Annotated in this window: 22 protein-coding genes and 1 riboswitch; of the genes, 6 read left to right on the top strand and 16 right to left on the bottom strand. The window is 40.7% G+C overall.

The features are described from left to right. Positions 1-25 precede the first annotated feature (25 nt). A complete protein-coding gene (locus ACQKFG_RS10295) occupies positions 26-1,348 on the bottom strand; it encodes an Nramp family divalent metal transporter (RefSeq protein WP_427558549.1) in 1,323 nt (440 codons plus the stop codon). 444 nt (positions 1,349-1,792) lie between these two features. Here ACQKFG_RS10295 and ACQKFG_RS10290 point away from each other — a divergent pair, with 444 nt between their 5' ends. After that, positions 1,793-2,104: a hypothetical protein gene (locus ACQKFG_RS10290; RefSeq protein WP_369619481.1), complete on the top strand. Its 312-nt coding sequence runs from the start codon at positions 1,793-1,795 to the stop codon at positions 2,102-2,104. 299 nt (positions 2,105-2,403) lie between these two features. Next, positions 2,404-3,258, top strand: coding sequence for a DUF1835 domain-containing protein (locus ACQKFG_RS10285; RefSeq protein WP_427559684.1), 855 nt, complete (start codon positions 2,404-2,406; stop codon positions 3,256-3,258). Positions 3,259-3,657: 399 nt separating this feature from the next. Here ACQKFG_RS10285 and ACQKFG_RS10280 read toward each other — a convergent pair whose 3' ends face one another. The 4 genes from ACQKFG_RS10280 to ACQKFG_RS10265 all read right to left on the bottom strand — a co-directional run bounded on the left by ACQKFG_RS10280 (position 3,658) and on the right by ACQKFG_RS10265 (position 6,510). After that, a complete protein-coding gene (locus ACQKFG_RS10280) occupies positions 3,658-3,927 on the bottom strand; it encodes an excalibur calcium-binding domain-containing protein (protein WP_098370146.1) in 270 nt (89 codons plus the stop codon). 163 nt (positions 3,928-4,090) lie between these two features. Beyond that, positions 4,091-4,645: a competence protein ComK gene (locus tag ACQKFG_RS10275; RefSeq protein WP_427558545.1), complete on the bottom strand. Its 555-nt coding sequence runs from the start codon at positions 4,643-4,645 to the stop codon at positions 4,091-4,093. A gap of 462 nt (positions 4,646-5,107) precedes the next feature. Next, positions 5,108-5,419 carry a protealysin inhibitor emfourin gene (locus ACQKFG_RS10270; protein ID WP_427558542.1) on the bottom strand — a complete coding sequence of 104 codons (312 nt, stop codon included), beginning with the start codon at positions 5,417-5,419 and terminating at the stop codon, positions 5,108-5,110. A gap of 32 nt (positions 5,420-5,451) precedes the next feature. Next, on the bottom strand, positions 5,452-6,510 hold the full coding sequence (locus tag ACQKFG_RS10265; RefSeq protein WP_427558539.1) for a M4 family metallopeptidase: 1,059 nt from the start codon (positions 6,508-6,510) through the stop codon (positions 5,452-5,454). Between the two features lie 278 nt (positions 6,511-6,788). Here ACQKFG_RS10265 and ACQKFG_RS10260 point away from each other — a divergent pair, with 278 nt between their 5' ends. From ACQKFG_RS10260 to ACQKFG_RS10250, 3 genes are all read left to right on the top strand, one after another. Next, entirely contained in the window at positions 6,789-7,250 is a 462-nt protein-coding gene (locus ACQKFG_RS10260; protein ID WP_353872477.1) for a hypothetical protein, read from the top strand. A 333-nt stretch (positions 7,251-7,583) separates the two neighbouring features. After that, positions 7,584-7,715: a hypothetical protein gene (locus tag ACQKFG_RS10255; RefSeq protein ID WP_427558536.1), complete on the top strand. Its 132-nt coding sequence runs from the start codon at positions 7,584-7,586 to the stop codon at positions 7,713-7,715. Further along, on the top strand, positions 7,712-7,879 hold the full coding sequence (locus ACQKFG_RS10250; RefSeq protein ID WP_192206401.1) for a hypothetical protein: 168 nt from the start codon (positions 7,712-7,714) through the stop codon (positions 7,877-7,879). Before ACQKFG_RS10255 ends, ACQKFG_RS10250 begins: the two co-directional genes overlap by 4 nt. 236 nt (positions 7,880-8,115) lie before the next feature. Here ACQKFG_RS10250 and ACQKFG_RS10245 read toward each other — a convergent pair whose 3' ends face one another. The 10 genes from ACQKFG_RS10245 to ACQKFG_RS10200 form a co-directional block, all read right to left on the bottom strand. Next, a complete protein-coding gene (locus ACQKFG_RS10245) occupies positions 8,116-9,315 on the bottom strand; it encodes a phosphoglycerate dehydrogenase (RefSeq protein WP_192206402.1) in 1,200 nt (399 codons plus the stop codon). Between the two features lie 138 nt (positions 9,316-9,453). Next, a riboswitch (ZMP/ZTP riboswitch) is annotated at positions 9,454-9,532 on the bottom strand. A gap of 107 nt (positions 9,533-9,639) precedes the next feature. Then, positions 9,640-10,980: a sugar porter family MFS transporter gene (locus ACQKFG_RS10240; protein WP_228467519.1), complete on the bottom strand. Its 1,341-nt coding sequence runs from the start codon at positions 10,978-10,980 to the stop codon at positions 9,640-9,642. Between the two features lie 23 nt (positions 10,981-11,003). Next, on the bottom strand, positions 11,004-11,429 hold the full coding sequence (locus ACQKFG_RS10235; RefSeq protein ID WP_427558532.1) for an RbsD/FucU family protein: 426 nt from the start codon (positions 11,427-11,429) through the stop codon (positions 11,004-11,006). Continuing rightward, positions 11,422-12,336, bottom strand: a complete 915-nt coding sequence (locus ACQKFG_RS10230; protein ID WP_349727591.1) for a fumarylacetoacetate hydrolase family protein — start codon at positions 12,334-12,336, stop codon at positions 11,422-11,424. The genes ACQKFG_RS10235 and ACQKFG_RS10230 overlap by 8 nt, the downstream gene beginning before the upstream one ends. Before the next feature lie 15 nt (positions 12,337-12,351). Next, complete coding sequence (locus ACQKFG_RS10225) at positions 12,352-13,125, bottom strand: SDR family NAD(P)-dependent oxidoreductase (RefSeq protein WP_427558529.1); 774 nt, start codon at positions 13,123-13,125, stop codon at positions 12,352-12,354. Beyond that, positions 13,122-13,937, bottom strand: a complete 816-nt coding sequence (locus tag ACQKFG_RS10220; RefSeq protein ID WP_427558526.1) for an SDR family NAD(P)-dependent oxidoreductase — start codon at positions 13,935-13,937, stop codon at positions 13,122-13,124. Before ACQKFG_RS10220 ends, ACQKFG_RS10225 begins: the two co-directional genes overlap by 4 nt. 30 nt (positions 13,938-13,967) lie before the next feature. Continuing rightward, positions 13,968-15,131, bottom strand: coding sequence for a UxaA family hydrolase (locus ACQKFG_RS10215; protein WP_349727588.1), 1,164 nt, complete (start codon positions 15,129-15,131; stop codon positions 13,968-13,970). After that, complete coding sequence (locus tag ACQKFG_RS10210; RefSeq protein ID WP_260287045.1) at positions 15,128-15,457, bottom strand: UxaA family hydrolase; 330 nt, start codon at positions 15,455-15,457, stop codon at positions 15,128-15,130. Before ACQKFG_RS10210 ends, ACQKFG_RS10215 begins: the two co-directional genes overlap by 4 nt. Continuing rightward, positions 15,438-16,301: an amidohydrolase family protein gene (locus tag ACQKFG_RS10205; protein ID WP_427558522.1), complete on the bottom strand. Its 864-nt coding sequence runs from the start codon at positions 16,299-16,301 to the stop codon at positions 15,438-15,440. The genes ACQKFG_RS10210 and ACQKFG_RS10205 overlap by 20 nt, the downstream gene beginning before the upstream one ends. Positions 16,302-16,475: 174 nt before the next feature. Further along, a complete protein-coding gene (locus ACQKFG_RS10200) occupies positions 16,476-16,922 on the bottom strand; it encodes an ATP-dependent metallopeptidase FtsH/Yme1/Tma family protein (protein ID WP_427558519.1) in 447 nt (148 codons plus the stop codon). Positions 16,923-17,071: 149 nt separating this feature from the next. Here ACQKFG_RS10200 and ACQKFG_RS10195 point away from each other — a divergent pair, with 149 nt between their 5' ends. Further along, positions 17,072-17,587, top strand: a complete 516-nt coding sequence (locus tag ACQKFG_RS10195; RefSeq protein ID WP_427558516.1) for an N-acetyltransferase family protein — start codon at positions 17,072-17,074, stop codon at positions 17,585-17,587. A gap of 55 nt (positions 17,588-17,642) precedes the next feature. Here the strand turns inward: ACQKFG_RS10195 and ACQKFG_RS10190 are convergent, their stop codons facing one another. Further along, a complete protein-coding gene (locus ACQKFG_RS10190; RefSeq protein ID WP_427558513.1) occupies positions 17,643-18,659 on the bottom strand; it encodes a LacI family DNA-binding transcriptional regulator in 1,017 nt (338 codons plus the stop codon). Positions 18,660-18,738 lie beyond the last annotated feature (79 nt).

Below are 18,738 nucleotides of genomic sequence, written 5' to 3'. Positions count from 1 at the left end.
ACCTCTACCTATAATCTACCATTATTTAAAAAAAGGTTGTAGCTAATTGAATGGCGGACCAAATCGCTAAAATGGAAGCTAAAGATAGAATGATATTTTCGAACCAATTGTTTTTATATTTTCCCATCAAGCTCTTTTTATTTGATAGCACCAGCATCCCAATAGCGATAATAGGAAAACCGATGATGTTTATTGCATTTACGCCGATTGTCAATGCGATGAAACCAGGCATGCCGGGAATGGACCAAATGATTGGGGTAACCAATACAAAAATCATAATCCATTTATACATTGGATCTTTTTCATATTTACCATTGTACTTTTCGCGACGATCCTTATTTATTACATAAAAGGCATCTACTATCAATCTAGGAAAACCAGTTGACTTCCCTACTACACTCGCGAACAATACGCCAAATACACCAAGATAGAAAATGTACCAGCCAAATTGTCCTAACGACATTTGTAATGCCATTGCCAAGTCATCAATCGTTTCCACATGAATTCCATTCGGTTTTAAAATTTCTGCCCCGACCACCCAAATGGCCAAATTAATCACGATGCAAACTCCGATGGCAAAAAGCAAATCATTTCTTTGAACCTTTACATGACCCGGTTTCGTCCAGCCCTTTTCCTTCATGAAATATGGATGAACAAAGTTCGAAATCGATCCTGCCACTGCACCGATAATTGAAATCGCCACCAATAATGCTCCATGAACGCCAGTATCACTTGGAATGCTAAAACCAACTGTTCCCTTAATGATTTGCCCCGCATCCGGTGTTGCTTGAATGGCCAGGAACAAGAAGGCAATGGTCAATAACGCCAAAAGCACTTTCATGACACTTTCAATTCTATTATAAATATTCCTGCCAATAAGCATAAAAACTAATCCTACAACGACCATTGAGGCTAAGAATGGCTGGTTAACATGGAATAGGGTCGATAATACCTCTCCCGCTCCCTTAATCATATATGCATTAAAAAGATGACCCATTATTAGTGCATAACCAAACATGAAGTAACCGAAGAATGGGTGGATACGTCCATATCCTTCAAGTATGGTTAACCCCTCTGTGTTACAGAGCTGGAACCTGGCGATAACATTAACGATAAGAAAACGAAGGATTAATGACAGAGCTAAAATCCACATTAAGCTATAACCATAATCTGCCCCAGCAACCGATGAAGTCACCAGATCCCCGGCTCCAAGCCACGTTAACACGGCAAGAATCCCAGGACCATAAGATGTTTTGAACTTCGTGATGAAATTCGGCTTCTTACTTACGACCTCCGGAACAATCACAGTGGATTCAGCAAAGTTTGATTGATTTTTCAAGTTATTCACTCCATTCCAGCGAGTAATGTATTCGCTTTCATTTTTTTAAAGCATTCATACTTTGATAACTCTAGATATACAGATTTTGAAATTATGACAAGACCCTATACCGAATTGACATAAAGTGTACACTGCAGTATGTTGTCATGCTTCATGGTGAAGTGAATCAGCTTGTTAAAAAAGCTCTCCCTCCATTTGATTGAATGTTTTGACTATTCACTTTGAAATTGTAAGACAATTTAAAATGTAAGTCAATAATAATATTTATAAGTTTTTTAATAACCTTTCATTAAAAAAACCTTTTGACACTTCGCACTTGATGTCCATTCAAGAGAAATGGCGTTGTTGCGGATTAGAAAATACAGGATTCGTTACTATATGGATTACGGATAAGAACAGCGTGCGAATAGATTAATGCCATCAGCGGATAATATAAGCGAAGGAGTGAAATATATGCCACAAGATCATAACAATGATTCATTTAATAATGCCGGGAACCTTGATAGAGACCCAACTAATAATCCTGCTACTAATAATGATGACAACGATACAATTAACAGACCTGTAATGATTGATGATAGTTTGAACCCCGGATTTCAAAGAGAAGAACGTCCTAGCCCTAATCGTGATATCCCAACAATAGAGGGAGTTGCAAACATTAGAGAACGTTTTCCTTCGGACCATGAAAGACTAATGAGCAGAATCAATCTTGGTGATGCACTTATAAATCGAGAAAATACACATTTGGGACGGTTTGAAAGATGAAAAAGATAAACTCTTTATGAACTAAATGGGGATTAGTGGAAGATAAACCACGAGAAAAAGGTCTAAAAGGTTTCGGAATGGTATCATTCCGAAACCTTTTAGACCTTTTATTGGAATTAAAGCAGGTATAGAGAATATGATCTCTCCGAGGTTATTTAGACCATTTCCGGCCCTTACCAAGAACACTAACGGATGCATTACTTATTATATGCGGTAATCGTAGCTCCAATAAAATTAAGCTTATTAGATTATTTACCGCAAATGAGTTAAACTTGTACCAAAAAGTTGGTGCAAGTGCTGTGATAAATAAGAGTGAAGTTTTACACATTGTTTTTGGACAATCAACTTCTGGATCGTTGAAAATGGGTCTAAGAGAACTAGGTATGGAAAATGAAGAGCAGGTGCTATGTTTTTCGGACATCTTTTCAGTAGGACCTATCTGGAAATTACATGATGATGTTGGAGTGAAACAAAGGATAGATTGGTTCAGAACACGGTTTTTATCAGAAGATGATTACTATGAAATGGACTATGGAAAAGATTTTAATAAAACTAAGGATATAGTTAGTCATGTTCCAGAAGAAACCACCATCTTCCTTTGGGCAGGCGATAGTTCCCATGAACAAACAGGAGTTAGATATGTTTTGTATTTATTGAATAAGAAGCGAAATAACATCATTTTAATTAATACGTCTAAAGCCTATCATGAAGAATTCGAGGGTTCAAATAGAGTATACTCCCCTCTTACTACCGGTGGAATCCCTCCGGAAAAACTGAAGTCGATCTACGAGAAAAATAAAACGAACAACCCTATTTCCATCGAGGATAGAAGAAAATTCCAACGAGAATGGGTGCTTTTAGCTGAGGCACAAGATGTATTGCGTATTTGGGATAATGGTAAAGTGCATGGCGTTGATGAAGATTTTTATGATCCATTCATCATCAATAAGGCACGAAAGGTACATAGCCAACAAAAGAATAGGGATTTTATGAAAAGTGCAGTATTAGTAGGTGAAGTAATTGGTCATCTAGAACAATATTTAGGAGACGAATTTATTGAATACCGAGTTAGGCATCTAATAAATATCGGTACTTTTGACATAGAGGGTGTCCCTATAGCAATGAGATTCTATAGCATAAAACTACGGTCTTAACGCTTTTTAAATGAATGGTTCTTCGACTAACGGGTGAGTTCGTTGATTAAGGAACACAACAATCTTTTTTATAAATGAATAATCCAATTAAATATTATAAGGGCATGTTTTGATTAATCTAAAACATGCCCTTATAATATTTTTTCATTTATCAAGGTTTCTTGTATTAACTTGATCAAAATTTGTTTGGAAGCTGCAATTGTTTCTCCATCTTCCCCATTGAAAAAGACCGCTGGTGCCAATACACCAAACGGTCATGCTATAGAAGGTTCCCCGGTAAGGGGGAATACTATGTGCAACAAAATTAAATCCCTAAACCGCCCGGGTGCTTACCATTTATGTAAAACAGCAATCCAAATAAAAAGAGACCTTCTTTTAAAAGGTCTCTTAGAATAATCCTTATTTTTCACAAGCGATCAAGTCTTTGTCACGATCGCTTTTTTTATTGGCATCATATAGCGCCTTTGAAACATGAGGTTTGTATTTCGTTTTTCCTCCTTTATTTTTAACGGAAGATGTACGAGCCACGCCTCCTTTGTAGTCTTTATTCAATGCTGTACAGTTTTTATACGTCTTCACCTTTGTTTTGGCACCGGCAACATCATTCGCGCCAAACGAGAGACCCAAAACTAGTCCAAAAGATAGTAAAATAGCAAATAATCGTTTCAAAATATGAACTCCCTTTCCTAAAAATTAACTTTTCACTAATCATAATGTATCATTTCGCTTTTTACAATAACTATATTTCCATATTTAAAATTAAACCCGCTCTCACTCTATCTATTCCGAAGAAAAGACCGCCAATTCGGCGATCTTTTTCTCATTGATTTAATTATTCCTTCCCTTTCACCCTGTAATGGACCTCCCCAGGTTCTTTGCAAAAGGTGATTCCGCTTCCCGGCTCGTAATAAAAGGTCTTTCTGCCTAATGAGCGTTCATGGAAGGTCGTTTGCAAATAGGAGGCTTGATCCCTTTTGAAGGAGAGCTGATTTTTACTTAAGTTTACAGGAAGGCAATGTCCGTAGTTTGTGTGGACCAATGTTTCTTTTTCGTTCATTTCCTCGAGATCTCGAATATGGATATAGGAAAACCAGATCCCTCCCCTTTTCCGGAATGATCGGGAGGAGAACCAGACCATTCCCAGCTGGGCGTTTATGCAGACAGGCAGCCTGTATTTACCGCCAAGCACGGATTTGGCTGCTGCAAGTCCTCCATCTAGATCCAGCCCAAAGTGGTTTAGCGTGTTATTCAGGATTTCCTGTCGCGGTTGGGCAACATGGAATGTATTCTCCCCTTCCACTACCGTGGTCATCTCCACACCATTGGAATCGTAATGCTCCATCATTCCCACCGTTTCCACATTCAATAAATAGTTTTTGCGTATCATCCTTCCATTCACTCCCCATTTCCCTATTCATTTTTTTTGGAGTATACTGGATATAGAGGCAGGTATACTCCTGCTCGCAAGCCCTTAGGTGATGTCTTCCAGGACGTCCTCACCTAGGGGTTTTTATTTCCGTCTCTCGCACTTTCCTTTCAGATATGTCACTCACCTCCATGCGACCATTATCCTATTTTATGTATTTTTTGTAAAATCAATCTGATTTTACCTCTATCAAAATTCTTTCCCTTTTGTGGCTGCATTGCCTGTTTAATTGGCTCACTCTATAAAAAATCTCGAATTTCCTTTTAAAATCTGCTGCTCAGATCGCTATTTCCTTGTTATTTTGTGTCCATTTAGAGAACAAACAGCCAAAATTCATATAAAAGTGAAATGAAATGACATTTTTGTGAACTTTTAAAACACGTCAAAAAAGCCTATCGTGATGATAGACTTTTTTTGACGTGGTTATTCTGCCATCTTTTTTTCAATCGCTAAATCCCGTAAATAATCCAATAAGGGCCGCACTTCCTCTGGAGCTGTTATGTCAGTAAAAGAGAAAGACTGCTGCTTCTTTTCATCTGCTATAACCAGTTGGTATGAAAACGCGTCGAACCCTTGCGCTTTTACTTTTTTGCTTTCGGCAGCATTAGGAAGATCAGCTGTCATCATTAAGTTCTGCAATTCTTCCTTTTGCTCTTTTGGCAATTCATCTGTATCTATCTGGCAATTCAAGTCGAGGTTGGCAAATCCCCCAATGCAGCTAAATTTGATATGCATGTTAGATGAGTCCTCCTATTCATGGAATATGACTACTCAGGCAATCCAACCGCTTTAAAAGCATTTTCAATTGTTCCTATGGTTGTTTCAGGCACTTCTCCGCTATCAACAAGTTTTTGCGCTGCTTTGATGACAATTTGCACGAATTGATTGAAGTTTGCCGTTGCAAATAAATTCTGCATCGCATTGAACCAGATCAAAGCCGCCTTGTCCGTTCCGATTTCCATGGATACTAGATAAAAGGCCTTGTTCGGTATGCCGCTATTGATATGGACACCATGATTATCGCGTTCTCCTTTATAGAAGTTCTTCATATGATCAGGCTGAATATCTTTCCCCATTAACTTATTGTCAAATGCAGTACCTGGCGCTTTCATCGAACGCAGTGCCTGCCCTTTCAGTGTCGGTCCCATTATATCAGCACCGATTAGCCAATCGGCGTCTCCTGCCGTTTGCTTTAAGTGAAATTGTTTTATGGTAACTCCAAACACATCTGAAAGATGTTCATTCAAAGCCCCGGACTGACCTTCATATTCCAATCCACTTGTGAACTGCGTAACCCCATGTGTCAGTTCGTGTCCAATTACATCGAGTGAATTGGCAAAATTGCTAAAGATGACCCCATCGCCGTCACCAAATACCATTTCATCTCCGTCCCAATAGGCATTCGTGAATTTATTCCCATAATGAACGTTCAGAATGAGATCAAGGCCTTGGTTATCAATTGAATTACGGTGCAAGACATCCTTGAAATAGTCACGCACAACTCCGCTATAATCGTATGCAGCGTTAACAACAGGGTCTGCACTTGATCGATCTCCTTCTTTCCTTGCCTCATTCTGCCGGAGTTTCGTTCCCCCTTTACAATCGTAAACATGTCGGGCAGATTCACCTTGACGTTCAGATCCTGCATCCGTTAAAGCGACAACACCGTCAATATCATATTCTTTAAAGATCCTGCGCCTGCGCATTTGACGGCTTTTCGCTAAACTGATCCGTGCTTCTTCCACATCATTTTGTGCCAAATTCTCAAGAATATAATTAGGTACGATGAAACACTGACACCTTTTGGAACAATCGTTATTATGCATATTCGTCACTCCTTTAAAGTTTTTTTACGATCTATACCATTTCTTTTTTCAAGAGTGCTGCTTTTCTTCAACACATTTCTATAGATTACTTTCGCCGTATTTACCTCATTTCCCTTCATTCCGTTCCTTGCGACCCGTTCAATCCTTTTTTCAGGCAGGGATGTAATGCTTCACCTTTGTTTATTGGATTATTCTCCCCGTGCTGCATATACTGGATTGTATCTTTAAACAAGGAAGCTTCCTCAGAACATAAACAACATTTAAGGGAGGGCATAGCATTGGTAACTTCACAGGGTACTGCTTCGGTTAGCTTTCCATTCCCAACATTATGGGGCATCCACGCTTCAATAGCTGGCAGAACGATCATTTTGGGTACATTTTCCATTAACTCTATTACGGATAAAAGGGTAATGGGTACAATTAATTTTCGGGGTACACCTATTCCGATTAATGGATTTTGGAATGAAAGCACTAAACAAATCTCATTTGATTCACCTTATGCCACATTCTCTGGCAATTTAACCATGATTGATGATAACCAGATTAGGATTCGGCATTTTATTCTACAAGGACGTTTTCTCATGAAGCCTCCCTCTCTGCAAGCTGGTGAGTCTGGGTCTTGGATTGCCACCACTGATATACCTTTGAATCAATTTCCTGCTGGCGGTAGCGCCTATACCGAGCAATTACCTCCTGTTGGAGCTTTTTTAACATCGAGTATCCTTCATCATAATTTGTAGGGAAGTTGATATAGGGTAATCATGCTGTACAGAAATGGTGTTTAACATAAGGAATCGTCTCTGTATCACATTGGGACGATTCTTTTACAATAGCAAATTACCAAACGCGAACTGACCGCATCGCTTATCCTGTTTGAGGGGGCTTCTGAATAAAGAAATGTACCTTTTTACCTATCTCACTAAGTAGATTTATATATGAGATAGTGATTTTGATAGACAACCTTAACCAAAATGAGTACAAATGGAATATAGATTGACATCATTTCCCCTGTCCTTCATACTATTGTAGTAATACGATTGACAGAATATTCTGTAAACAAAGGGGATGAAACTATGAAACAAGCAGATCTTCTTAAAGAAAATAATGGTGCAAGTTTAATGAACGCAATAGCAGAAAATGATTTTCAAATGGCTCAACTGCTTGATGTATTATTATTCGAGGATAACTGGGAGGATGACCTATGACTAAGCTGAGAATCCTTTTAACCATTCCAATTTTGCTATATGGAATTTACATATTTGTTGTCGTTCAAAACGATAAGAATATTCCACTTTATTTGCATCTTCTATTCGCAATCTACTTGATGTTGTTTGTACATTATGAAGAAAATCCAGATGTGAAACCATAACAGGTTTTTGATTGGAGAATTTCAATGCTTAGCAATTCGTGATGGAGGAAGTTTTGACCTCAAATGAAAATGTATTGAGCTGCCAGGATGTGTTCGTTTTAAACCCTAGGTTCTCAACACGCAATAACTTGGCATTTTTATCAAAAATCAATAATAAGGCCTAAAAAAAGCCCCAGCTCCATAAAGGAATTGGGGCTTTCATTTATTATTTGAGCAAGAAAGTCTTCCTGTTCAAATTAGATAATACGAGTTGTAACGATGCCTTCGATTTGTTTGATTTTTTCTTCCAAGCCAGGAATGATATCGCCGTTTACTTCACCGTCAATGTCGATGATCGTATACGCATATCCCCCACGGCTTCTGTTAACCATGTCAGCGATGTTCAGATTAAAGCCAGATACAGCCAGTGTGATTTGCCCAACCATGTTCGGAACGTTTTCGTGGAAAGTTGCCACACGACGGTTTCCTGTATAAGGAAGGGAAGTATTTGGGAAGTTCACAGAGTTCTTGATGTTCCCTGTTTCTAAAAAGTTCTTCAACTGACGGGCTGCCATGATGGCACAGTTTTCCTCTGATTCAAGCGTAGAGGCACCAAGATGCGGAATTGGAACGACATTTTTCATTTTCAACACGTTTTCATTCGGGAAGTCAGTAATGAACTTGCCTACCACTCCGCTTTCAAGTGCAGCTTGCATATCCTCTTCATTCACTAACTCGCCGCGTGAGAAATTCAAGATATGTACGCCCGGCTTCATGATGCTGAATGTTTCTTGGTTAAACATTCCTCTTGTGTCGTCAGTTAATGGAACGTGTACTGTAATATAATCAGATTCTGCAAACAATTCTTCAATTGTCATGGCGCGCTGTACATTGCGGGACAAGTTCCAAGCTGTATCAACAGAGATGAACGGGTCAAACCCAATGACATCCATGTCCAAATCCAGGGCATCATTCGCTACAAGTGCACCGATCGCACCTAAACCGATTACGCCAAGAGTTTTCCCCTTGATTTCTTTACCAACGAATTGTTTCTTTCCTGCTTCAACAAGCTTTGGAATTTGTTCTCCTTCGCCTTCAAGCGTCTTAGTCCAAGCCACACCTGCAAAAAGGTTACGAGATGAGGCCATTAATGACGTTAGCACCATTTCTTTTACAGCGTTTGCGTTAGCACCAGGTGTATTGAAAACGACAATTCCTTGCTCAGTGCATTTATCGACCGGAATATTATTGACTCCAGCCCCTGCCCTTGCGATTGCCTTTAACTGATCGCCGAATTCCATAGTATGCATGTTAAAGCTGCGAAGAACGATCGCATCAGGGTTTTCACTGTCATTGTCGACCTTGAATTCGCCTTTATTGAATACATTCAGCCCGCTTTCGGCAATATTATTTAACGCTTTGATCGTTTTGACTTTTTCTAAAAGTAATGTGCTCATTTGTGTTTGCTCCTCTTTTGCTTATGATAGTTTTGAAATTTCAAAATACTTACAGGATTTTTAAGCCCATGAAAATCTGCATACTTTAAACCTTCACTATCTATTAATATACAGAAAGAGGCAAGGGATAAAATCCCTTACCTCTGCCCAGGCGAACGGCTACGACACTATGTGTTCCCTCACGGTTATCCGTGTTTCGCCAGTTGCACATAGTCTTTTTCATTTATTTTATTCTATCAAACTATTCAGCAATCTTCAATATCATTTTAAAGGTTTACCTCTTTTTTTGCAGAAGCCGCAACTTACCGGCTGCAATGGCCGAATTCAAGCAGGTTTAATGGCCTTTGCCAAATCTTGTTCACGCCAGTATTCTTCAATTTCCTCCAATGATTTCCCTTTCGTTTCAGGAGTTTTATAGTGTATGAATACGCAAGCGACCACTGATAAGACCGCATATATGAGAAAAACGTTATTGCCAATGACACTTAACAGTGGCGGGAACGTGTATGAAAAAAGGAAGTTCAATGTGTATTGCAAAAAGGTGATGACGCCCATTCCGATCGCTCTTGCCTGCAATGGTAGCACTTCCGGTATGAATAGCCAGAAGACGGGTCCAAGGCCGATTCCGAATGCGAAGACATATAAGAACACACAAACCATGCTGAAAATCGTATAATCCGAAAATAGCGCCAATCCGATCAGCGGCAGGACCTGACCGCCAATACTGTAGATGAGCAGCGTTTTTCTTCCTAGTTTATCAACGATGAATAAAGAGATGGCAGTGGAAACGACCAAGGCCGTCCCGATCCCGAAGTTTGCTATATTGGAACCGCTCCATCCGTTGATTTCAACCCCTTCAAAAATGATTGGGGCAAAGTATACGACGGCATTGATTCCCGTGAAGACCTGGAAGAATGTTAGAATGAAATTCATATTCAATATTTTTCTATATTGGTGTATTAAATGTTTGAACCCTACGCTTTGCTGTTTAAGAGAATGATTGATATCGTTTATTTCATCTTCCACTTCTTGCTTCGTTCCCCTTAGTTTCATCAAGACTTTCCTTGCACGGTCTTCCTTTCCTGCAGTCATGAGCCACCGCGGGCTTTCCGGTGAGATAAGCATTCCAAATGTGAAGATTGCTGCTGGAATGATTCCGATTCCGAGCATGATTCTCCAAGATCCGCTAGCGGAGAAGGAAGCCCCCACTATGTAAGCACTCAAGATCCCGACGTTTACACTTAATTGATATAAAGCTCCGATCAATCCCCTGATTTTAGGAGGAGCCAATTCCACCAGATAAATAAGAGAACACATATTGGCTATTCCACAGCCGATTCCAAGGATGAATCGCGATGCTATTAAAACGCTTACATTTGTAGCGAAGGCACAGCCAATCGACCCTACGATGAATGTGATGCCTGCCCCAATCAGGAGCGATTTTCTTCCAAGCACCTTTGATAGTGAAGTGGAGAGGACGATGGCAGGCAATGCCCCCAATAGCAGGAAACTTACAATCAATCCTTGACCTGACGGGCTTAGTCCAAACTCCTCGGTGATGAATGGGATTGCAGGAGAAATGGCCCCGGAATCAAAACCATATAATAGTCCGGCCAAGCCGCCAAAGATCGCATAAACATACATAATATTCGGAATTTTTTGCAAAGTCGTCACTCCTTTTAGATAAATTAAAGTACACCTTTTTTCAATATGAGATTCGCATATTGTGCCCGTTCACTTGTTGCGATAATGGCATAGGCCGCTTTACTTCGTTCATAAAAGTCCATTCGTTCCAGTTTTCCGATGTTGATGGGGATATGGTTCGATTTTTTTATTATATCTTCATAACTCTTCCAGATAACAGGGCTTTTTTCATCGCCTTCCACAGGGTTCATCAGTATGACGGGATGCGTGACATACGTATCGAGTGGAAAAAACGCCAATATCGCTTGCAGGAAGTCGGCCACACCATGTCCATGACCGTTGATGATCAAGTTTGAATGACTTGCAGCCGGATAATTCCCGTCTGCAAGTACGATTTCATCACCGTGCCCCATCTCCATCATGATCTTCATCAATTCAGGAGAAAGTATCGGCGGAATTCCTTTAAGCATTCGTCATGGCCTCTTCGCTTTCAGCCACGAATGTGTTCGTGAGTGCTCCCAGTTTTTCGATTTCAACGGTGACCACATCCCCTGGCTGAATATAAACACGCTGTTCGGCCGGCAAGCCCAATACCACTCCTTCAGGTGTACCTGTCAATATAAGATCGCCCGGTTCCAATGTCATATGTTTGGAAATATAACTGATGATTTCCGCGCATGAAAAGATCATATCGGATGTATTGGAATTCTGCCTTATTTCATCATTTACGTACGTTTTCAACTGCAAGTCGTTTGGATTTCCCACTTCGTCCGCTGTTACCAGGTAAGGTCCAACAGGGCTGAAATCATCGCACGTCTTCCCAAGCAGCCATTGCTGTGTTCTCATTTGCAGATCTCTTGCCGACAAATCGTTGACCGTACAATATCCGAACACATGGGACAGTGCCGCTTCTTCCGATACGTTTTTTGTCTTTTTGCCGATCACGATTCCGAGCTCCACTTCATAGTCCAGCTCGTTCGTTACGCTTGGAATGGCAATCTCACATCCATGGCCCGTTAATGTATTATCAAACTTGTTAAATAAAATCGGCACTTCAGGATATGGTGCATTCGTTTCATCCGCATGTCTTTTGTAATTCAATCCAACGCAAATGATTTTATGCGGCTTCGTCACACTGGGACCGAATTCGAGCCCTTTCTCTTCAATTGTAGCTGCCATTCCTTCTCTGACAGCTTCATGGATCTTACTTTCAAATTCATCCCGTTCGGATTGGCTGAAATTTATCACGTGCATGACATCCGACACGATTTGGTTCCATTCATTTCTCTTCGCCGTTTCTTCGATATCTATTAACTGATCCTCAATTTGAACAGCCAGTTTTTGCTGTTCACCTTTTATAAAAGTAGCTAACTTCATCGTTTCTTCCTCCTTTTATGCATTTTTTCCAAAAACAACCCCGCCATCGATATATAAAGGGGATCCCATCATGAACGCAGACTCGTCCGAAGCTAAGAACAATGCCGCTTTTGCCACATCACTAGGCCTGCCCAAATCTCCGCTCAATTGTCTTTTCTTGATCGTGCCGATGGCAACTTCAGGATCGTCATATGAAGTTTTTAAATAATCTTCGACGAACGGAGTCAGGATCGTACCTGGCAATAAAGCGTTCACCCGAATATTATAAGGCGCATAATCTACTTGCATCGCTTTCGTCAAAGCAAGTACAGCGCCTTTCGTTGCTGAGTATGCGGCGCGTTTCACGAGACCCATTTCCGCTGCACATGATGACATATTGATAACGACCCCGCTTTTTTGTTCCATCATATAAGGAATCGTGTATTTAGAAGGCAGATATACCCCCTTCACATTCACGCTCATGATTCGGTCCCACACATCCGGTTCCACTTCGTCCACCCTGCCCACATTCGAGATTCCGGCATTGTTGAACAATATATCAATTTTCTTATAGGTTTCGATGATTTGGGAGATTGCAGATTGAACCGCTTCCGGATTCGTTACATCCACCTCATAAAATGCCGCTTTCCCGCCAGCTTCCTTTATTTCAGAAACAGTGCCCTGCCCATTTTCTGCATGAATATCGGTAATGATGACAAATGCGCCTTCACTAGCGAATAAACGGGCTGATTCCTTTCCGATCCCGCTTCCCCCGCCAGTGATGACAGCGATTTTATTTTGCAGTCTCATGACGTTACCTCCTGTTCATGATTCATATGATCTTCAGGCTGCGCCGCTTTCACCGTTAAACCGCCATCCACCATTAACAGATGCCCGTTGATTTGCATGGCTTCATCGGAAGCCAAAAATACGACGGAATCACCAATTTGCTTTTCCGTCCCAAGTCTTTTCATCGGATTGGCTTCAATCTCTTTTGCGAGAATTTGCGGATCTTCCAAATATTCCTCACACATATCCGTCGCAACGGTGCTTGGGCCGACAGCATTCACATTGATATTGTATTTTCCTAGCTCGACCGCCAATGCCTTCGTTAAATGAGAGGCAGCCGCTTTTGATGAAATATAGTGGGGAATGACCGGACTCGTGACAAGGACGCTAGCCGTTGATGTAATATTGATGATCTTGCCATATTTATTTTCAATCATTCCCTTCGCCACTCTTTGCGTCGTCAAAAAGATCGATTTCACATTGGTCCGATACGTATCATCCCATGTTTCTTCCGAAAGGCTCAAAAAAGGCTCAAACGGGGCGATGCCAGCATTATTCACTAAAATATCCACTGTTCCCAATTCTTTTTCCACTTCATCGATCATGGCATCGACATCTTCCTTCACCCCAACGTTCGCTTTCACGACGATCGCTTGGATATGAAACTCGGATTCTACTTTTTCTTTTAAAGCGTTCGCTTTTTCAAATGAACCTGGTGATGTATAGTTGATAGCCACATTGGCACCTTCCTCAGCCAATCTCATGACAATCGCTGCACCGATTCCCCGGCTGCCTCCTGTGACAAGTGCTGTTCGATTATTCAATTTACCCATATGAATTCTCCTCCCTTTTCCTATCCGTTTTTAAAGACTGATGCTGATCCGGCTGATGCTGAATTCCTGATGCCCTAGAATTTCCGCCTTTGTCAGCTCACCCTGTGCCGTTTTAACGATCGTTTCGTAAATGCGATTTCCCGCTTCCTCTGTCGTTTCTTTTCCTTTCATGACAGGGCTTGTATCCATATCGATGTTATCGATCATCTTGATGGCCGTATGTTCATTTCCCGTTATTTTGATGACCGGGATGATCGGGTTCCCTGTCGGTGTCCCTCTTCCTGTCGTAAAGCAGACCATATGTACACCGGCTGCCGCCATGCCTGAAACACACTCGATGTCATTCCCCGGGGAATCCATGAAGTAATAGCCATTACCTGGGATTGCTTCCGCAAATGATAAGACATCGTTCAATGGGGCTGTACCTGCTTTACTTATGCAGCCAAGCGATTTTTCCTCGATGGTCGAGAGCCCTCCCTCAATGTTGCCCGGGCTCGGGTTTCCGCCGCGCATATCGGCCCCGATGCGTTCCACTTCTTTTTCGAATCTATCAACATATGCATATAGTTTATTGGCCACTTCTTCACTCACTGCTTTTTGGGCAACAAGATGTTCAGCTCCGATGATTTCCGTGGTTTCACCCATTACGATCGTACCTCCCTTATTCAGGAGCAGATCAGCCGTCCTCCCTAAAGCGGGATTGCTGCACAATCCGGATGTAGCATCGGAACCACCGCATTTCACGCCTACTATCAATTCTGAAATGGGGGCATCCACTTGCGGCACTTTTTCGAGTTCCAGAAATAACCCCTTCGCCACTTCAGTTCCCTTCTTAATCGCATTTATCGTCCCGCCTGCATCTTGGATATCTAGCCATTCCACTGGTTTTCCTGTTTCTTCTTCGATTTCCTGTTTCAATACTTTGGCATCAATCACCTCACAGCCCAAGCTGATTAATAGGACCGCTCCAACGTTCGGGTTTTTTCCCATTCCGCCAAGTAGTTTATGTGTACGTTCTTTATCATCACCAATCTGGCTGCATCCATGCTGATGCGGAATGGCCACTGATTCCGGTACAGCTTGCTGGATTCTGTTGGCCACATGATTGGCGCAAATGACGGTAGGAATGATCAATAGATGATTACGGATTCCAAATTTCCCATTTGAACGGCGATACCCTTTTATCATGCTCATTGTTTTTGCTCCCCTTCCGCCTTATCTCCTCTTCCTCTGATTCCCTCAATATTATGTACATGGACATGTTCACCAGGCTCGATATCCATCGTGGCTGCACCGATCACTTCTCCATATTTGATGACGGCCGCCGATCGCTGAATCGGTTTGATTGCGATTTTATGCCCAAATGGAATCGAACGCTTTGCTTCCACTGCCTCTTTTTGACCATTGATGACATAGAGTAATGTTTCCCCTTCTTCTACATCTTTTAATGATGTCGCAACATTATCCTGATCAGACATGACGATGCTTGTAATGTCCTGTTCATAAACTAACTTGCCCATTTTCCTCTCCCCTTTCTTTTAGCTTGTAAAAGGCTTTTGCATTTCCAGAAAATATCCCATCCACTTCAGCTAGTGTTAAAGTTTCCGGTAAATTCCCTTTTATGACCGCCACTGCCTCTTCATAGCTCCCAGCTGATAAACATACAGGCCAATCGCTGCCGAAAAGTAAACGGTCCGGCCCAAACGCCCGAACAATATGTTGTATGTATGGCGTAAAGTCATCCACCTTCCACGTTGCAGGATCCGCTTGGGTCAATAAACCCGACAGTTTGCACCAAATGTTCGGAAACTGTGACAAAGCATTCATTTCTTCTTGCCATTTGTTTAATTCCCCTGCTGATATATTCGGTTTAGCCATATGGTCGATGACGGCCTTTAGGTCAGGAAGCGTTTTCATTAATGTTAAAACAGATGAAATATGTTTATGATTAATCAACAAATCCAGCGGAAGATCATATCGAATAAGCTGTTTCAGATTTTCCACCACTTGTTCTTGTAAGATCCAAGCACTGTCTTCCAGATCCTGCAACATAGGGCGTAAACCAACAATTCCCGGTCGTTTCATCAATGAATCCAATTGCTCCGGGAAGGATGGAGCAGATAAGTCAAGCCAGCCCACCACGCCATATATCCAGTCATGGCGGTCATACAAGGATAATAGAAATATAGTCTCTTCATAGGTTGGAGCCGCTTGTACCAGGACCGTCCCCGAAATATCATTCTTATGTATTAATGGTGATAAATCGTCGGGAAGATAATCCCGATATAGGACTCCCATATCATTTGTAAGCCAAGAGTAATCACCTCGGTCAATTCTCCAAAAATGCTGATGTGCATCAATCATCATGCTGACCTCCTCTTGTTACCTTTATGTTACCGGTAACATTAAAATAACAGCAATATTTTAAATTGTCAATAAATTAAATGAAATCTCTTAAACTATCCAAATGGAATTTCCATTTTCAACTCTTATTAATAAGAAAACTCGCCATTCCCAATTGGAACGGCGAGTTTTTAATCATTTAGAATGTTTCATTCTTTTTATGACAAATAAAAATATAAAACTAACAAAAAACAGGATGAAAATGATCACGAACGGAATGGTCGTTGTAAAAAGAGTGACCCATCCACTTGTCTCTTTGGTTTCTGGCGTAAACTCAATTTTTTCTATATCATGTCCCCTTATGGCGTGATCCATTCTATCTTGCCAAATTTCACTATCCGGTACAGATGCGATAAAGTATTGATCCTTTTCATACCCTGCCAACCGGCCCCTTATTTCATAAACACTCTTTTGTAGCTCCACCTTTAAAAATGTCACTTTCCCATCCTCTAAAGTTGTAAAAAATTCATCTTCAGTTAATTTCTCAGTCGGTTCTTTATCATTATTAAAAACTAGCACAATCCCAAATGTAACCAAGAAGATTAATAAATAAAATACTTTACTACGGAATATCCGCTTCATCTAATACCTCTCCCACAAAAACAAACTACAGCCAATAGTATCACAAATAGTTAATTATTAACAATTAAGCTATCGGTGTATTGCTTGCTAAATGGATAATTTTAGTAAAAAATAGGAAGTATAGCAAACTTAAAAAAGGAGGAACCAATATGCCAATAAGAGAGGCAACGATGGCTGATGCCGAAGGAATAGCAATAGTCCATGTGGATTGCTGGAGAACCACTTATAAAGATATAATGCCGAGTGATTTTTTAGATAATCTGTCTTATGGGCAAAGGAAAGAATTATGGAAAAAGAATATATCCAGTGATGGGAATTATGTTTATGTTGCTGAAAATAGCGATGGCAAAATAGTTGGATTTATAAGTGGCGGGAAAAGGGATAAAAATATAGTTGAGGATTCTGGTGATTTAACTTCAATTTATATCCTCGAAAATTTTCAAAGAATGGGGATAGGTAAGGAACTCATCAAAGAATTATTCTTTAAATTCGACGAACTGGGATTTAAGACAATTTTTGTTGAGGTGCTTGAAGATAATAAATCTCGATACTTCTATGAGGCATTTGGTGCTGAATTGCTTAAAACCGAAAAAATCAAAATGGCTGGCGCTGAATTGAATCTATTGGTTTATGAGTGGAAGGATATTAGCCCAGTTTTGTTATGAGCGGCATGCTACAGGGAGAGGCCACTTTTTCTTTGGCAAAACCAAAAAACTCCTATTATTTAATAGGAGCTCCAGATGATTTCCTGATTACCAATTCAGGCTTTAAATTGATCGTCCGATAGTCGGCAGGACCGACTTCATCCACTCGCTCGATCACTAATTGTGTTCCTAGATATCCGAAATCGTAAGCAGGCTGTGATGATACGGTTAAAAAAGGATCGAAGTCCGAGAATAATTCTAAGTCGTCAAAGCAAACGACGGCAATGTCTTCAGGCACTTTAATCTGTTTTTCTCGTAAACTTTTTATAATTTTGATGGCAATGAAATTGTTGGCGGCAAAAATCGCCGTTGGCCGCTCAGAGGGCGGGACATTCATCAATCCTTCAATGCCGTTCCATTGCTTTTCCTGTTTGTAATGAGTCTCGATGACGAAAGAGTGATCGATGGTCAAATCATTTATTTTCAGCGTTTCAATATAGGCCTGATAACGCTCTTTCGAAGTGGAGATCGTTAGCGGACCATGAACCATAGCGATTCGTTCGTGTCCAAAATCGATGAGATGCTGAAGAAGCTTTTTCGTTCCTTCATAGTTATCACCAAGTACCCGATCACAAGAAACATCTTGAATTTGCCTATCTATCAATGTAAATGGAACCCTGTTTTTAATTAATTTCTTTAAATTTTTCATCGATTGATCGCCTGTTGGTGCAATGATTACGCCATCCACCCGTTTTGAAATCAATGCATCGATATATTCACTCTCTTTTTCGTAATCCTCATCGGTATTGCATAAAATGAGCTGATATCCCATTTGATTGGCTTTATCCGCGGCCCCTCTCGCTACCTGGGTGAAAAAGGGGTTCGTGATATCGGTTATGATTAATGAAAGCAGCTTCGTTCTTTTAATATTCAAACTTTGGGCAGCGGAATTCGGTATATAGTTAAGCTCTTTAATGACCGCTTCAACTTTTTCCCTTGTCTTTTCACTGATATTCCCTTTATTATTAATGACTCTCGATACAGTCATCGTTGATACATTCGCTTTTTTCGCAATATCGTAAATTGTCGTCACTTTTTGTACCCGCCTTTACATTATCCCTTATATTGTATCATAAGTATAAATGGTTATTTTATACTTTAGCACTTAGAAG

It is taken from the genome of Peribacillus sp. NPDC076916, from assembly GCF_050269675.1.
Taxonomy (GTDB): domain Bacteria; phylum Bacillota; class Bacilli; order Bacillales; family DSM-1321; genus Peribacillus; species Peribacillus aracenensis.
This window is presented reverse-complemented; position numbering and strand designations above follow the sequence as displayed.

Excerpts from the sequence above, each read along its gene's own strand:
- ACQKFG_RS10225 (WP_427558529.1), bottom strand. The coding sequence starts at position 13,125 with ATGAGACTGCAAAATAAAATCGCTGTCATCACTGGCGGGGGAAGCGGG.
- ACQKFG_RS10235 (WP_427558532.1), bottom strand. The coding sequence starts at position 11,429 with ATGCTTAAAGGAATTCCGCCGATACTTTCTCCTGAATTGATGAAGATC.
- ACQKFG_RS10215 (WP_349727588.1), bottom strand. The coding sequence starts at position 15,131 with ATGAGCATGATAAAAGGGTATCGCCGTTCAAATGGGAAATTTGGAATC.
- ACQKFG_RS10200 (WP_427558519.1), bottom strand. The coding sequence starts at position 16,922 with ATGAAGCGGATATTCCGTAGTAAAGTATTTTATTTATTAATCTTCTTG.
- ACQKFG_RS10245 (WP_192206402.1), bottom strand. The coding sequence starts at position 9,315 with ATGAGCACATTACTTTTAGAAAAAGTCAAAACGATCAAAGCGTTAAAT.
- ACQKFG_RS10220 (WP_427558526.1), bottom strand. The coding sequence starts at position 13,937 with ATGGGTAAATTGAATAATCGAACAGCACTTGTCACAGGAGGCAGCCGG.
- ACQKFG_RS10265 (WP_427558539.1), bottom strand. The coding sequence starts at position 6,510 with ATGCATAATAACGATTGTTCCAAAAGGTGTCAGTGTTTCATCGTACCT.
- ACQKFG_RS10250 (WP_192206401.1), top strand. The coding sequence starts at position 7,712 with ATGACTAAGCTGAGAATCCTTTTAACCATTCCAATTTTGCTATATGGA.
- ACQKFG_RS10210 (WP_260287045.1), bottom strand. The coding sequence starts at position 15,457 with ATGGGCAAGTTAGTTTATGAACAGGACATTACAAGCATCGTCATGTCT.
- ACQKFG_RS10195 (WP_427558516.1), top strand. The coding sequence starts at position 17,072 with ATGCCAATAAGAGAGGCAACGATGGCTGATGCCGAAGGAATAGCAATA.
- ACQKFG_RS10230 (WP_349727591.1), bottom strand. The coding sequence starts at position 12,336 with ATGAAGTTAGCTACTTTTATAAAAGGTGAACAGCAAAAACTGGCTGTT.
- ACQKFG_RS10275 (WP_427558545.1), bottom strand. The coding sequence starts at position 4,645 with ATGATACGCAAAAACTATTTATTGAATGTGGAAACGGTGGGAATGATG.
- ACQKFG_RS10290 (WP_369619481.1), top strand. The coding sequence starts at position 1,793 with ATGCCACAAGATCATAACAATGATTCATTTAATAATGCCGGGAACCTT.
- ACQKFG_RS10255 (WP_427558536.1), top strand. The coding sequence starts at position 7,584 with ATGAAACAAGCAGATCTTCTTAAAGAAAATAATGGTGCAAGTTTAATG.
- ACQKFG_RS10205 (WP_427558522.1), bottom strand. The coding sequence starts at position 16,301 with ATGATTGATGCACATCAGCATTTTTGGAGAATTGACCGAGGTGATTAC.
- ACQKFG_RS10270 (WP_427558542.1), bottom strand. The coding sequence starts at position 5,419 with ATGCATATCAAATTTAGCTGCATTGGGGGATTTGCCAACCTCGACTTG.